Origin of the sequence: Microbacterium sp. 22179 (assembly GCF_052045715.1) — a bacterium.
Taxonomy (GTDB): domain Bacteria; phylum Actinomycetota; class Actinomycetes; order Actinomycetales; family Microbacteriaceae; genus Microbacterium; species Microbacterium galbinum.
In genome coordinates, this window is record NZ_JBQEPJ010000008.1 from 32607 (window position 1) to 46070 (window position 13464).

Consider the following 13464-nt stretch of genomic DNA (forward strand, 5'->3'; position numbering starts at 1 on the left):
GCCCAACCGGGAGTTCTCCGCCCGACTCATGACGCAAGGTGGAGCCGCTGGGCCACGGCGGCGAGGATCTGGGCCTGAACCGATGCCCACTGGTTCATGAGCTGGTCGTACCCGATCCGGATGACGTGGTAGCCGCGCAGCATCAGTTCGGTGTCGTGGGCGATGTCTCGCGATCGTTGCACCCCGACGTGGTGACCGCCATCGATCTGAATCACGAGACGCTCGCCGATCACGAAGTCCACGCGATGACAGAACAGCCACACCTGAGGCGTGATGGGAAGCCGCAACCATGCGAGCCGAGTGCGGAAGATCGTCTCGGTTCCGGCATCCGCGAACGGCGTCGCATCCGCGAGCAGCCGACGCGCCGCCGGAGGCAGACGCACCCGGGCGAGCGCGTCCGGGTCGACCACCCGCATCCGCAGCGCGGACTCCCAGGTCGCGAGCGCATCTTCATACGGCTGACAGCGCGCGATGAGGACCAGCGCATTCTCGATCGAATCCTCGAGCACCTCCGGATCTCGGAGGAAGAGCGGCTTGCTCCAGTGCACGACACCCTGGACTGCGCCCGCGTGGCCTGATGCCGGAGGAGCGGCGACGTGCACGCCGTCTGCGCTCGAGACCCAGAGCCCCCGACGCGCCGCGAGTGTGATGCAACTCAGCACCACACCGCGCCTCGCCGCCGCGATGAGCATCGGATCGCAATCCGGGCGCGCCACCCAGCCGCGGCACGCCGAGATCAACGACGCACTACGGATCGCCTGCCTCAACGAATGCTCCGTGACGCCAGCCAGACGCAGCGTCGAGATTCGGGCGATGCCCCCTCGCGCAACGACCTCTCTCACCGCATGCATCCGTTGAGGATGCCCGTCGCGCACCGTCGCGAGGGGCACCAACGCCGGGTTCTGTGGACATGCAGCCGCTCGCACGAGATGTGGAGAGCAACACGTCGGGCGGAGAACTCACCGTAGGGCGGAGGTTTGGGCTCCAAGCATCCGCCTACGCGGAGAAGTCCGCCCATCGCGTCGCCCAGCACCACCCCACACACGCAGAAGGGGCGAGGATCCGAAGATCCTCGCCCCTTCCGGACCCCTCGACGAACTCAGGGACCGAAAATGCTACTTACCAGCTGGACTTGGTCACGCCGGGCAGCTCGCCACGGTGCGCCATGTCACGGAAGCGGACACGCGAGATGCCGAACTTCGTGAGGACACCGCGGGGGCGGCCGTCGATGACGTCACGCGAACGCACGCGAGCCGGCGACGCGTTGCGCGGCAGCTTCTGCAGGCCGACGCGTGCGGCCTCGCGGGCCTCGTCGGTGGCGTTCGGGTCGACCAGGGTCTTCTTCAGCTCGGCGCGACGCTCGGCGTAACGCTCGACGATGACCTTGCGCTGCTCGTTGCGAGCGATCTTGCTCTTCTTAGCCATTGATCAACGCTCCTCTCGGAATTCGACGTGCTTGCGGACGACCGGGTCGTACTTCTTGAGCACGAGGCGGTCGGGGGTGTTGCGGCGGTTCTTCTTGGTCACGTACGTGTAACCCGTACCCGCCGTCGAACGCAGCTTGATGATCGGACGTACGTCCTGAGCCTTCTTGGCCATTAGAGCTTCACACCCTTCGCCTGGAGGTCCTTGACCACGTTCTCGATGCCGCGGACGTCGATCACCTTGATGCCCTTGGCGGACACGTTGAGCGTGATCTTACGACCGAGCGACGGAACGAAATAGGTCTTCTTCTGCACGTTCGGGTCGAAGCGACGCTTCGTCCGGCGGTGCGAGTGCGAGACGTTGTGACCGAAACCGGGAACAGCTCCGGTCACCTGGCACACTGCTGCCATGATGACTCCTTCTATACCGTGAGGCCGGACGGCCCCACCCAAGATCCCTTGTCTGCACGCCATCCGCCCCTCGGGACGAACAGCATGCGAACTGCGCACAGGAGTGTGCACAGACAATCGCCAATGCTATCACAGCGCCGAGGGATGCCGAGAACGCCGAAAGGCCCGCGGATGCCGGAGCACCCGCGGGCCTTCGAGACCGGGGAACCTACTCGGTGACCGGGATCGACGCCGACTTCAGGGCGTCGACCGTGGAGGTCTGCGCGTCCTTCAGCGCATCGGCGAGGGTGCCGCTGCCGCTGACCGCGCCCTTGAAGCCGTCGGAGACGTCGGCGTAGGTCTGCGTCATGGTCGGACCCCACACGAAGTCGGGCGAGACCTGCGTGGCCGCCTCGGCGAACACGTCGTAGATCTTCTGTCCGCCGTAGAAGTCGACGCCGTCGGCGTAGACCGGCAGCTTCAGGCCGGCGGTGGTGGCCGGGTAGAGGTTCGCGGCCTCGGCGAGAGCGGTGAGCGCCTCCTCGGAGGTGTTCAGCCACAACGCGAACTTCGTCGCCTCGTAGACGTGCTCGCTGCCCTTGAGGACCGCGGTCGACGACCCGCCCCAGTTGCCGGCGACGGAGTCACCCGCGCTCCACTGCGGGAGCGGCGCGACGGCCCAGTTGCCCGCCGTGTCGGGGGCGCCGCTCGAGATGGAGTTCGCGCCCCAGACGGCGGAGTTCCACGTCCAGACCTCGCCCGAGTTGTAGGCGTTGTTCCACTCGTCGGTCCAGGCCGGGACGGTGGCGACGAGGTCGTCGTCGAGCAGGCCCTGCCAGTAGTCGGCGACCGAGACGGACTGCTCGCCGTCGAGCGAGACGGTCCAGCCGGCGTCATCGCTCGAGAACCACTGTCCACCGTCCTGCCACACGAAGCCGGCGAACTGGTTGATGTCGGACTGCGAGAAGTTGGTGATGTAGCCGCCCAGCGCGCGGATCTGCACCGCGGCCTCGCGGTACTCGTCCCACGTGGTGGGGATCGGGATGTCGTTCTGCTCGAACAGGTCGGCGCGGTAGAACAGCGCCATCGGGCCGATGTCCTGCGGGATGCCGTAGACGCCCTCGGTGCCGAGCGTCACCTGCCCCCAGGCCCAGTCGACGAAGTCGCCCTCGGCGGCCACGACGTCTTCGCAGGCGCTGAGGTCTTCGAGGCCGTCCTGCACGAGGAAGTTCGGCAGAGCGTCGTACTCGATCTGGCCGAGGTCGGGAGCGTCGCCCGCCTGGAGCTGGTTGAAGAAGTTCTGGTACGTGCCGCCGTTGCCGTTGGGGCCGGTCTGCACCTTCACCTGGATCTCGGGGTTCTCGTCGTTCCAGATCTTCACCACGTCTTCGATCCCGGGGATCCACGACGTGAACTCGAGCGTGACGTCGCCGTCCGCCGGGGTGCAGGCGGCGGCGTCGCCCCCTGTCGAGGTGTCTCCGCCTCCGGCGGAGCATCCCGTGAGCACGAGCGCCGCAATGGCGATCGCACCGGCTGCCTTCTTCTTCGAATGCTGCATTTCTGACCTTTCTCGGGTGGTGCATCGCCGGACGGGCCATCCGCCCGGCAACCTGCTCACTTCAGGGCGCCGGCGCCCAGACCGTTGCGCCAGAAGCGCTGGAGCAGGAGGAACGTGACGATGAGGGGGATGACCGACAGCAGGGCGCCGATCAGCACGAGGCCGCGCAGCTCGGGGAGCTGGTTCAACTGGTTGTTCCAGTTGTAGAGGCCGTAGACGACGGGGAAGAGCTCTTCGCTGCGCAGCATGATCATCGGCAGGAAGAAGTTGTTCCAGATCGCGACGAACTGGAAGAGGAACATCGTCACCAGCGCCGGGGTCATCAGGCGGATGCTGACGGTGAAGAACGTGCGGATCTCCCCCGCACCGTCGAGACGGCTCGCCTCGAGGAGCTCGTCCGGCACCGACGACGCCGCGAAGATGCGTGCGAGGTACACGCCGAAGGGGCTCACGATCGAGGGCAGGAAGACCGACCAGAAGGTGTTCGTGAGGTTCGCCTGGCTGAAGATGAGGAACAGCGGCAGGGCGAGCGCGGTCGCAGGCACGAGCACGCCGCCGAGCACGATGTCGAAGAGCGCGTTGCGCCCCGGGAACCGGTACTTCGCCAGCGCGTACCCGGCCATTGCGGCGAGCAGCGTCGCGATCGCGCCGCCGAGCGCGGCGTACAGCACCGAGTTCAGCATCCACTTCAGGTAGACGCCGTCACGGTAGGCGAACAGCTCGACGATGTTGTCGAAGAACTTCACGTCGGCGAACCACAGCGGGGCCGTCGTGAGGATGTCGCTGTTGTCCTTGCTCGCCGCGACCAGCAACCACCACAGCGGCAGCAGGAAGTACACGGTGAACACGGCCATGATGAGCATCGCGGCACCGCGCGAGATGCCCGATTCGCGTGCGGCGCGTCCGGTCGAGCGGCGCGCCCCGATGATCGTCGCGGTGGTCATGCGTTCTGCTCCTTGCGCTGCATGTACTTCATGAATCCGAACGAGAGCACGAAGGTGGTCACCGCGAGCACGACCGAGAAGGCCGCCGCGAGGTTCGTGTTCGGGATGGATGCCGTCGCGAACACGGTCATGTTCGGGGTGAACGTGCTGGTGACCGCCGAGCTGAACGAGCGGAAGACCTGCGGCTCGGCGAGCAGCTGCAGCGTGCCGATGATCGAGAAGATCGCGGTCATCACGATCGCCGGTCGCACGAGCGGGATCTTGATCGACCAGGCGATGCGCCACTGCCCGGCGCCGTCGAGGCGGGCCGCTTCGTACAGCTCGGTCGGGATCGACAGCAGCGACGAGTAGATGATGAGCATGTTGTAGCCGACGTAGACCCAGGTGACGACGTTGGCGATCGACCAGAGCACCAGATCGGCGCCGAGGAAGTCGATGTTCTTGGTGATCGCGGTGAAGGGCGACAGGTTCGGCGAGAACAGCGAACCCCACATGATCGCGGCGATCACGCCGGGAACCGCGTAGGGCACGAAGAACGCGAGCCGGAAGAAGCGCTTTCCCTTGACCAGCGGCGAGTCGAGCAGCAGCGCGAAGAGCAGCGCGAGGCCGAGCATGATCGGCACCTGCACGACGCCGAAGAGCAGCATCCGCCCCATCGAGTTCCAGAAGGCCGAGTCCTGGAAGACCTGCACGTACTGGGCGAAGCCGCCGAAGACGAGCTCGGCCTTGCCGAAGGTGCCTTCGCGGCGCACGACGAGCAGCGACTGCCAGAACGCGTAGGCGATGGGGGCGACGTAGAACAGCGCGAACAGCACGCCGAACGGCAGGAACAGGAAGGCGATCGCGCCCTTGTGAGGGATGCGGGATCGACGCCGACCCGGCACCGCGCCGGTCTTCGCCGGCGCTGTGAGCGTGGTGGTCATACATCCTCCTTGATGATGCGGACCGCCCCGGCGGGGACGGTGACGATGCCGGTGGCGGCGGAGCCGGTGAGGAGCTCGGTGCCGGTCGCTGCGACCTCGACGGGGTCTGCACCGTGGTTGATGACGAAGCGGTAGGCGGCATCCGCTCCGACGCGGCGCACGACGTCGACGTCGGGTCCGGCGCCGGGTGCCGCGGCGATGCCCGCCGCATCGGCGAGCCGGGCGACGAGCGCGCGGTAGGCCTCGGGCGACGGCTGGGTCGCGAGGTACCAGGCCTCGCCAGCGCCCTGCGCCCGGCGGGTGATCGCGGGGTGACCGGCGGAGGGGCCGTCGACGAAGGAGGCGATGGCCTCGGCATCCGTCGTGCGCAGCCGCTCGCTCCAGACGGATGCCGTCGAGCCGTCGCTCAGCGCGACGCTCTGCCCCGGCACGAGCGGCGCGAACTCCTCGGAGCGGATGCCGAGCAGCTCGCGGAACGCGCCGGGGTAGCCGCCCGTGCGCACGCGATCCTCGGCGTCGACGATGCCGCTGTAGAAGGTGACGAGCACGGTCGCTCCGCGCTCGACGGCGCGGGCGATCACGGCCGCCTCCTCGTCGCGCACGAGGTGCAGGGCCGGCACGACGATCAGGCGGTAGTCGTCGAGGTCGGTGCCGGGGCGCACGACGTCGGCGACGATCCCGGCATCCGCCAGGGCGGTGTGCGCGGCGTGCACCTGGTCGAGGTAGCGCACCTCTTCGCTCGGGCGCCCCTCGTTCTCGACGGCCCACCAGTTCTCCCACGAGAACAGCACCGCGGCGTCGGCGACGACGCGTGTGCCGGCGACCTCACCGAGGCTCTCGAGCATGCGGCCGAGTTCGACGGTTCCGCGCCACAGGTCGCTGTCGGTTCCGGCGTGCGGCAGCAGGGCCGAGTGGTACTTCTCGGCGCCCTGGGTCGAGGCGCGCCACTGGAAGAAGCAGATGCCGTCAGCGCCGCGGGCGACGTGCGAGGCGACGTTGCGGGTGAGCTCGCCCGGGGCCTTGGCGAGGTTGACGGGCTGCCAGTTGACGGCGCTCGTCGAGGTCTCCATGAGCAGCCAGGGGTCGCCTTCGGCGAGGCCGCGGGTGAGGTCGGCGGCGAACGAGAGTTCCTGGCGCGGGTTCTCGAGGCGACGGTCGAGGTAGTGGTCGTTGGCGACGAGGTCCATGTCGGCGGTCCACGACCAGTAGTCGAGGGCACGGATGTGGGCGGTGACCATGAAGTTCGTCGTCACGGGGATGTCGCTGTGCGCGCGGATGATCTCGGCCTCGGCGCGGTACAGCGCGAGCTGCTCGTCGGAGCTGAAGCGCTGGAAGTCGAGCACCTGGCCCGGGTTGCGCAGCGAGAGCACCTGCGCGGGAACCTGCACCTCGTCGAACGAGCCGTAGCGCTGACTCCAGAAGCTGGTGCCCCAGGCGGTGTTCAGCGCGGCGATGTCGTCGGCGTAGCGGTCGCGCAGCCAGGTGCGGAAGGCGCCGGTGCTGGTCTCGCAGTAGCAGAGGGCGTTGTGGCATCCGAGCTCGTTCGAGACGTGCCAGAGGGTGACGGCGGGGTGCGAGCCGTACCGCTCGACGACGCGGCGCGTGACCTCGGCCGCGTAGGCGCGGAAGACGGGGCTGCTCGGGCAGTAGGCCTGACGGCCGCCCTGGTGGAAGACGGTGCCGTCGATGCCCTCGGGCAGGATCTCGGGGTGCGTGGTCGTGAGCCACGGGGGCGGGGAAGCCGTGCCGGTGCCGAGATCGACGCGGATGCCGGCGGCGTGCAGCTGCGCGATGATCTCGTCGAGGCCGGAGAAGTCCCAGCGGCCCTCGCCCGGGTTGATCGTCGACCATCCGAAGATGTTGATTGCCACGAGTCCGACGCCCGCTTCGCGCATGAGGCGGATGTCTTCGGGCCAGACGCTGCGGTCCCACTGCTCCGGGTTGTAGTCGCATCCGAAGACGAGACCCTCCCCCTCGGACAGAGAGGAGATGAGGGTGGGCGCGGCGGCGGGCATTCGTTTTCGCTCCTTTGCGGAAGAGATGTGTGCACGTGCACAGTTTGGTTCACGAAAAGACCGGGATGATTTTCTGTGAACGTGCACACATCGTCACATGTCCGGCGGCTCGACGTCAAGTCCAGTCGCTAGGCTGAGCATCATGAGCTCCTCGACGCGCCGCCGCAGCACCGTGCACGACGTCGCGCGCGTGGCCGGCGTCTCGCGCGGAACCGTCAGCCGCGTGCTCAACGGCGGCTACGTCTCGGACTCCTCCCGCACCGCGATCGAAGAGGCAATCCGCGAGGTCGGCTACGTGCCCAACACCGCCGCGCGCAACCTCGTGCGTCAGCGCACGCAGGCCATCGCGTTCATCGTGCACGAGCCGCACGCGCTGTTCCTCGAAGACCCCAACATCGGGGCGATCATGCTCGGCACCAACGAGACGCTCTCCGAGGCCGACTACCAGATGGTGTGCCTCGTGGTCGACTCCGACCGCGACACCGAACGCGTCGCCCGGTACCTGAACGGTGGCTTCGTCGACGGCGCCGTGATCGTCTCCGCCCGTGCGCAGGACCCCATCACGAAGGCCGTCATGCGCCTCGACCTGCCCGTCGCCTACGTCGGCCACCCGCCCGACGTCGATGCGGCCTGGGTCGGCGTCGACAACCACGGAGCCGCCCGCGCGATCACGTCTCGGTTGCACGCGACCGGACGCCGCCGCATCGGCATGATCGCCGCGGCGTTGGACCGCGACTCGGGCGCCGACCGCCTCGCCGGGTTCACCGAGGCCCTCGGCGCCGACTTCGACCCCGCGCTCGTCGAGCCCGTGCCGCTGTACTCCTACGCCGACGGCGCCGCGGCCATGACCCGCCTGCTCGAGCGCGCGCCCGACATCGACGGCGTGTTCGCCGCATCGGATGCCGTCGCCGCCGGCGCCATCTGGGCGCTGCGCGAGGCCGGTCGCCGCGTGCCCGAAGACGTCGGCATCGTCGGCTTCGACAACAGCACCTGGGCGATGCGCACCACTCCCCTGCTCTCGACGGTCGACCAGCCCGCCGAAGGACTCGGTGCGGCGGCCGCGGCATCCGTGCTCGCACAGCTGCGCGACGACGAACCCGCCGCCCGCACCGGCATCATGCTCGACACCCCCGTCGTCTGGCGCGACTCCGCCTGACGGGTGAGGCGTCTCGGGGCGGGACGCTTCGACAGGCTCAGCGACCCAGTGGTGCGGCGCCCGTCAGGAACTGGGTCCCTGAGCCTGTCGAAGGGCCCCACCACGCGACGCCTCCTCGGCGCCGCGGCCCCAGCGGAACGGCGAGACCGTCGGATCGTCGGCGATCCAGAAGCGCCAGGGAAAGGCACCCGTCCCGGCGATCCCGGCCACGCCCACCCGCGGCCCCGACGCCACCTCGACCGGTTCGTCACTCAGCCAGAGCTCGGCGTGCGCTCCGTGCCACTCCGCGCCCGTGACCGCGTCGATGCCGTCGTGGAGCGGATGCCTCAGCCCCACCGCCTGCCCGAACCGCCCGGGTCCGCGCGCGAGATCCCGCAGCACCCGGGGCGTCAGCGCCGCGTCGAAACCGCGGCGGTGCGCGGCGGCATCCGCTCCCCCGACGATCTCCCCGGCGCGCAGCAGCACACCACCGGCGACGCCCTCCGGTCCGCACACGACGTTGACGCACGAGTGGATGCCGTGGCTCAGGTACACGTAGAGATGCCCCGGCTCGCCCCACATCGTGGCGTTGCGGGCGGTGCGCCCCATGCGGGCGTGGGAGCCGGGATCGGCGAACTCCCCCGTGCCCTGCCCGTGGTAGGCCTCGACCTCGGTGAGGCGCATCCGCACCTCGACGGCCGGCTCACCGGGCACCGCGACGACCGTGCGCAGCTCGGCGCCCAGCAGTCGCGGGGCGACGTCGACCGGCAGACCGCTCAGCTCGTCGCGGGTCGCCCGGTGCAGAGCGCCGACCATCTCAGAAGCGCGGGGCCGTCTGGCACCACGAGGCGTCGAAGCCGGTGAGCACAGGCATGGCGTCACCCGTGCGCAGGTCGATGAGGTGCGTCTCCATCGTCTTCGGCAGCGGGAGCAGCATCTCGTCGTAGGGGTTGTCGGTCATGTTCGGGGCGACCACCACCGCGGCGTACTGGCCACTGGGCGAGGCGCAGGCCTGCAGGATCGAGTCCGTCGAGGGAACCTCGATCAGCGGGCTCGCCGTGCCGTCGTCGTCGACCTTCACGACCGCCTGGCCGGTCGGGATGCCGAGGTCGTTCCGCTGCACGACGTGCCGCAGCGTGCCGCCGGGGAACGGGGTGATGGTCGAGGCGATGCCGTAGTCGGGGTTCGATGCGGCGAGCGGCTGCTCCGATCCGTCGGCCAGATTGAGCTCGACGACCGTGCCGTCGAGGCGCTCGACGATCGCGGTGTAGGTGCCGCGGCTGATGCCCTGGATGTTCGCGGCCAGACCGAGCGACTGCACGCCCGCATCGCTCGAGCGGTCGACGAGCGACAGCGCGCCGTCGAAGTCGATGAACAGCACCGCGGCGCTGTCGGGTACGAACTGCCACGCGAATATGCTGGCCTCGGTGTCGCCGACCTCGATGACCTGCGGCTCGGAGTCCTTGTCGTTCAGCGACTGGGTCACGAGCACGCTCGCGCGGCCCTCGGTGTCGCTGAGCTCGCGGTCGGAATAGCTGTAGCCGACGAGTCCGCCGCGCTCCGACACCTGGATCGATCCGACGTAGCCCTCGCCGGGCAGGGGCAGCTCGCGCTGGTTGCCGCCGTCGTGGTCCATCACGAGGATGTGCGAGCCGTCGTCCTCCTCGACCGTCACGACCAGCTGCGACGAGGTCGCGCGGAAGTCGTTGATCTTGTCGGCGGCGAACACCGGCACGCCGTTCTCGCCGGTGAGGTCGGTCTGGAAGATCTTGTCTTCCTTGTCGCTGCGGTTGAGCAGGAAGATGCTCGAGGGCGGCGTGGTGAACGTCGTCGTCAGGTCGTTCTTCGGCCCGCCCGATGCGCCGGTCGCGTCGGCGACCGTGACGGTGTACTCCGTCTCGTCGTCGAGCGGCACGGTGAAGCGGATGCCGATGCCCCGACCCGCGGCATCCACCGTGAACGGCACCGACGGTTCGACCGTCACCTGCGCGGGGTCGATCGCCGCGAGCGACTGGTTGGCCGTGAGGATGAGCCGACTGCCCGAGGCGTCGATCGCGTGCGCCGGGTCGACCTGCACCTCGGTGATGCGCGGACCCTGCGTGAGGCTCACGACGCCGAGACCGGCGCCCACCAGCACCAGGATGCCGAGTACCGCGGCGAGCGCGATCCCGAACCGGCGCGAGCGCTTCGGGGCGGCCTGGACGGACCCGGTTTCCTGAGCCACGGGTTTCGCAGGCTCCGCGAAACTGGGTCCCTGAGCTTGTCGAAGGGACCCGCCCCGAGGCTCCTCGACGGCCGGGGATGCTTCGACAGGCTCAGCAACCCAGGTTTCCGGGGCGTCAGCGGAACGGGGTTTCGGGGCGTCAGCGGAACGGGGTTTCGCGGCGTCAGCGGAACGGGGTTTCGGGGTGTCTGACTCCGGGGCATCCGCAGCCCCGGGTCCCTGACCTTGTCGAAGGGCCCCGCCCCGAGACTCCTCCTCGGCCGCCTCCGCCGCCGCGGCGGCCTCGCGGGCGGCGCGCATCTCGGCGCGCGTGCGCGGGACGGCGGGGCCCTCGGGCCGCTCGTCGTCAGTACTCATACGGGTCTCCCGGCTCGTCGATCGCGACGACCTCGGTGGGGACGATGCTCAGCTTGCCGTCGGCATCCGTCTTCACCGTTCCCGTGACCTCGACCCACTGTCCGGTGTCGTACGCGCTCGCGTCGACGTCGACCGGCAGCGTCGCCGGCTGCGCGTCGATCACGCAGTGCGTGATGACCATGCGCGTGAGGTTGACCTCGCCGTCCTTCACCGCGTCGGGGGTGACGAACCCGACCAGCGAGACGGATGCCCCGTCGTAGGCCGCCGTGTTCGTCGCCGTCGCGAAGACGCTGGCCCAGTCCCCCACCCCGAAGGTGGAGGTGTCGGCGATGCCGAGCGTGACGTCGTCCGAGCCGGCGAAGAGCGCCGTCTGCTCGCCGACGCGCGACATCGCGAGTTCGACCGAGAGCGACGCCGGCGGCAGCACGAGGGCTGCCGCGACGACGCCCGTCGCGAGGATGCCACCGGTCACCGCTCCGGCGGCGGCGAGGGCGCGGCGCGGGGTGGGCGCGGCATCCGCGTCGTCGTGCGCGGTGCCGTGATCGTGACCGTGATCGGCCTCGTCGCCCAGCGGCAGGGTGCACGACCAGATCGCACCCAGCAGGGTCACGACCGCCGCGGCGCACGCGAACCACACCGACTCGGGGCTGATGTAGAGGGTGAGGCGGCCCGTGACGCCGAGGCCGAGCGTGACGATCGACACGAAGGTCGCGAGCCCGATGCCCAGCCACCGCGTGCCGAGGGCACGCAGGCGGGAGCGCGAGGGGGCGTGCGTGTGTTCAGCGTGCGTGTGCTCAGAGGTCGTGTTCTCAGACAAGGACGTTCACCCCGATCCCGATCGCGAAGGCCGAGGCGACCACGACGCCGACGATGCCGAGCAACGTGCGCGCCGTGAAGGTCGTGCGCATGAGTGCGAGCATCTTCACGTCGACGAGCGGTCCGACCAGCAGGAAGGCGACGAGCGCTCCCGACGAGAACGTCGAGGCGAACGACAGCGCGAAGAACGCGTCGACGTTCGAGCAGATGGCGACCGTCATCGCGAGCGCCATCATGGCGACGATCGACAGCACGGGGTTCGCGCCGATCGCGAGCAGCATGTCGCGCGGAATGAGCACCTGCACGGCCCCGGCGAGTGCCGAGCCGATCACGAGTGCGGGCATCACCGCGCGCAGCTCGATGAGGAACTGCGTCAGGCTGCGCTTGACCGGGGTGCCGTGCTCGTGGGTGACGCGGTCGCACGTGTCGACGAAGCGCTGCGTGAGCATCGCGTCGGGCGAGGGGTGGCGGCTGTAGATCCAGCCGATGAGGTTCGCGATCAGGTAGCCGCCGACGAGACGGGCGACGAGGATGCCGCCGTCCCACCCGAATGCGGCGTGCGTGGTGAGGATCACGATCGGGTTGACGATCGGCGCCGCGATGAGGAAGGTCATCGCCTCGGCCGGCGCGAGGCCGCGCATCATGAGTCCGCGGGCGAAGGGCACGTTACCGCACTCGCAGACCGGGATCAGCATGCCCAACAGCGACAGCACCGCACGGCGGGCCCACGCGCGCTTCGGCAACCAGCGGTGGATGACGTCGGCCGGCAGCCACACCTGCACGACGATCGACAGCAGCACGCCGAGGATCACGAACGGCAGGGCCTCGATCAGCACGCTGAGCGCGAGGGTCAGCCCGTCCTGCGCGCGGGTGGGCAGCGATGCCGGGAACAGCTGAGGCAGGAACGCGTCGACCAGGAACAGGGCCGCGATGATGACGGCGCCCAGGATCACGCCGATCCACGCCGAGCGCGGCGACCGCGTCGAGCCGTGGGCGTGCGCGTGGCGCTGAGGGGTGAGCAGAGTCACGCGGTCGCGGCCCTCTCGGCGTCGCGCTTGTTGGTGCAGGGGGCGCACAGTCCGAAGATGTCGACGACGTGCGCGGCATCCGTGAATCCGTGCAGTGCGGCCGTGCGGTGCGCCCACTGCTCGACGTCCTTGGCCTCGATCTCGACCGTGAGTCCGCAGTTGCGGCAGATCAGGTGGTGATGATGGCCCTGCGTGGTGCAGGCGCGATAGAGCGCCTCGCCCTCGGGGCTCTGCAGCGAGTCGGCGTCGCCGGAGGCGGCGAGACCCGCGAGCGCGCGGTACACGGTGGCCAGGCCGATGCCCGTGTTGTCGTCGCGCAGCGAGGCGTGCAGGTTCTGCGCGCTCACGAAACCGCGCGCGTCGGCGAGTGCTTCGCGCACGCGTTCGCGCTGCCAGGTGTTCCGCTGAGCCATACCGACGATTCTAGGCGTCGGGGATCGGCGAGGGCTGGGAGTCGTGGGTCGTCCACTCTTGAACGCCGTGCAACTGAATCCGTCGTTGTTTCCGCGCCCTAGCAGTCACCGCCCAAGACCGCACTGATCGTAGGACGGGTATTCGCTCCGCTAATGGAACAAGCTACGCGCGCACGTTTGTGGTCGCTATCGCGAGCGCTCACCTTGAGATCTCCGCTGCGGATTCTTAACGGCCGA

At 69.1% G+C, this 13464-nt stretch carries 14 protein-coding genes; 1 reads left to right on the forward strand and 13 read right to left on the reverse strand.

All coding sequences use genetic code 11. From position 1 onward, the window contains the following. Positions 1 to 26: 26 nt before the first annotated feature. The 8 genes from ACTJKK_RS15220 to ACTJKK_RS15255 form a co-directional block, all read right to left on the reverse strand. Complete coding sequence (locus ACTJKK_RS15220) at positions 27 to 662, reverse strand: endonuclease domain-containing protein (protein ID WP_440748593.1); 636 nt, start codon at positions 660 to 662, stop codon at positions 27 to 29. Positions 663 to 1119: 457 nt separating this feature from the next. Further along, entirely contained in the window at positions 1120 to 1425 is a 306-nt protein-coding gene (gene rpsN / locus ACTJKK_RS15225; RefSeq protein ID WP_017829734.1) for a 30S ribosomal protein S14, read from the reverse strand. A 3-nt stretch (positions 1426 to 1428) separates the two neighbouring features. Beyond that, positions 1429 to 1599, reverse strand: a complete 171-nt coding sequence (gene rpmG, locus ACTJKK_RS15230; protein ID WP_046014935.1) for a 50S ribosomal protein L33 — start codon at positions 1597 to 1599, stop codon at positions 1429 to 1431. Beyond that, positions 1599 to 1835: a 50S ribosomal protein L28 gene (gene rpmB / locus ACTJKK_RS15235; RefSeq protein ID WP_017203559.1), complete on the reverse strand. Its 237-nt coding sequence runs from the start codon at positions 1833 to 1835 to the stop codon at positions 1599 to 1601. The genes rpmG and rpmB overlap by 1 nt, the downstream gene beginning before the upstream one ends. 208 nt (positions 1836 to 2043) lie before the next feature. After that, positions 2044 to 3372 (reverse strand): ABC transporter substrate-binding protein, encoded by a 1329-nt coding sequence (locus ACTJKK_RS15240; protein ID WP_440748594.1) that lies wholly within the window; start codon positions 3370 to 3372, stop codon positions 2044 to 2046. Positions 3373 to 3428: 56 nt separating this feature from the next. After that, positions 3429 to 4316 carry a carbohydrate ABC transporter permease gene (locus ACTJKK_RS15245; RefSeq protein WP_247624220.1) on the reverse strand — a complete coding sequence of 296 codons (888 nt, stop codon included), beginning with the start codon at positions 4314 to 4316 and terminating at the stop codon, positions 3429 to 3431. Further along, positions 4313 to 5239, reverse strand: a complete 927-nt coding sequence (locus ACTJKK_RS15250) for a carbohydrate ABC transporter permease (RefSeq protein WP_440748595.1) — start codon at positions 5237 to 5239, stop codon at positions 4313 to 4315. The genes ACTJKK_RS15245 and ACTJKK_RS15250 overlap by 4 nt, the downstream gene beginning before the upstream one ends. Next, entirely contained in the window at positions 5236 to 7254 is a 2019-nt protein-coding gene (locus ACTJKK_RS15255) for a beta-galactosidase (protein ID WP_440748596.1), read from the reverse strand. Before ACTJKK_RS15255 ends, ACTJKK_RS15250 begins: the two co-directional genes overlap by 4 nt. A gap of 142 nt (positions 7255 to 7396) precedes the next feature. Here ACTJKK_RS15255 and ACTJKK_RS15260 point away from each other — a divergent pair, with 142 nt between their 5' ends. Next, positions 7397 to 8410, forward strand: coding sequence for a LacI family DNA-binding transcriptional regulator (locus ACTJKK_RS15260; protein ID WP_247624217.1), 1014 nt, complete (start codon positions 7397 to 7399; stop codon positions 8408 to 8410). A gap of 63 nt (positions 8411 to 8473) precedes the next feature. Here the strand turns inward: ACTJKK_RS15260 and ACTJKK_RS15265 are convergent, their stop codons facing one another. From ACTJKK_RS15265 to ACTJKK_RS15285, 5 genes are all read right to left on the reverse strand, one after another. Beyond that, positions 8474 to 9205, reverse strand: coding sequence for a DNA-3-methyladenine glycosylase (locus tag ACTJKK_RS15265; protein WP_440748597.1), 732 nt, complete (start codon positions 9203 to 9205; stop codon positions 8474 to 8476). A 1-nt stretch (position 9206) separates the two neighbouring features. Beyond that, on the reverse strand, positions 9207 to 10613 hold the full coding sequence (locus tag ACTJKK_RS15270) for a hypothetical protein (RefSeq protein ID WP_440748598.1): 1407 nt from the start codon (positions 10611 to 10613) through the stop codon (positions 9207 to 9209). 346 nt (positions 10614 to 10959) lie between these two features. After that, the gene (locus ACTJKK_RS15275) at positions 10960 to 11787 is read right to left on the reverse strand and encodes a TIGR03943 family putative permease subunit (RefSeq protein WP_440748599.1); all 828 of its coding nucleotides are present in this window, start codon (positions 11785 to 11787) and stop codon (positions 10960 to 10962) included. Further along, a complete protein-coding gene (locus ACTJKK_RS15280; RefSeq protein ID WP_440748674.1) occupies positions 11780 to 12745 on the reverse strand; it encodes a permease in 966 nt (321 codons plus the stop codon). Before ACTJKK_RS15280 ends, ACTJKK_RS15275 begins: the two co-directional genes overlap by 8 nt. Positions 12746 to 12810: 65 nt before the next feature. After that, positions 12811 to 13227 carry a Fur family transcriptional regulator gene (locus tag ACTJKK_RS15285; protein ID WP_247624213.1) on the reverse strand — a complete coding sequence of 139 codons (417 nt, stop codon included), beginning with the start codon at positions 13225 to 13227 and terminating at the stop codon, positions 12811 to 12813. Between the last annotated feature and the right edge of the window lie 237 nt (positions 13228 to 13464).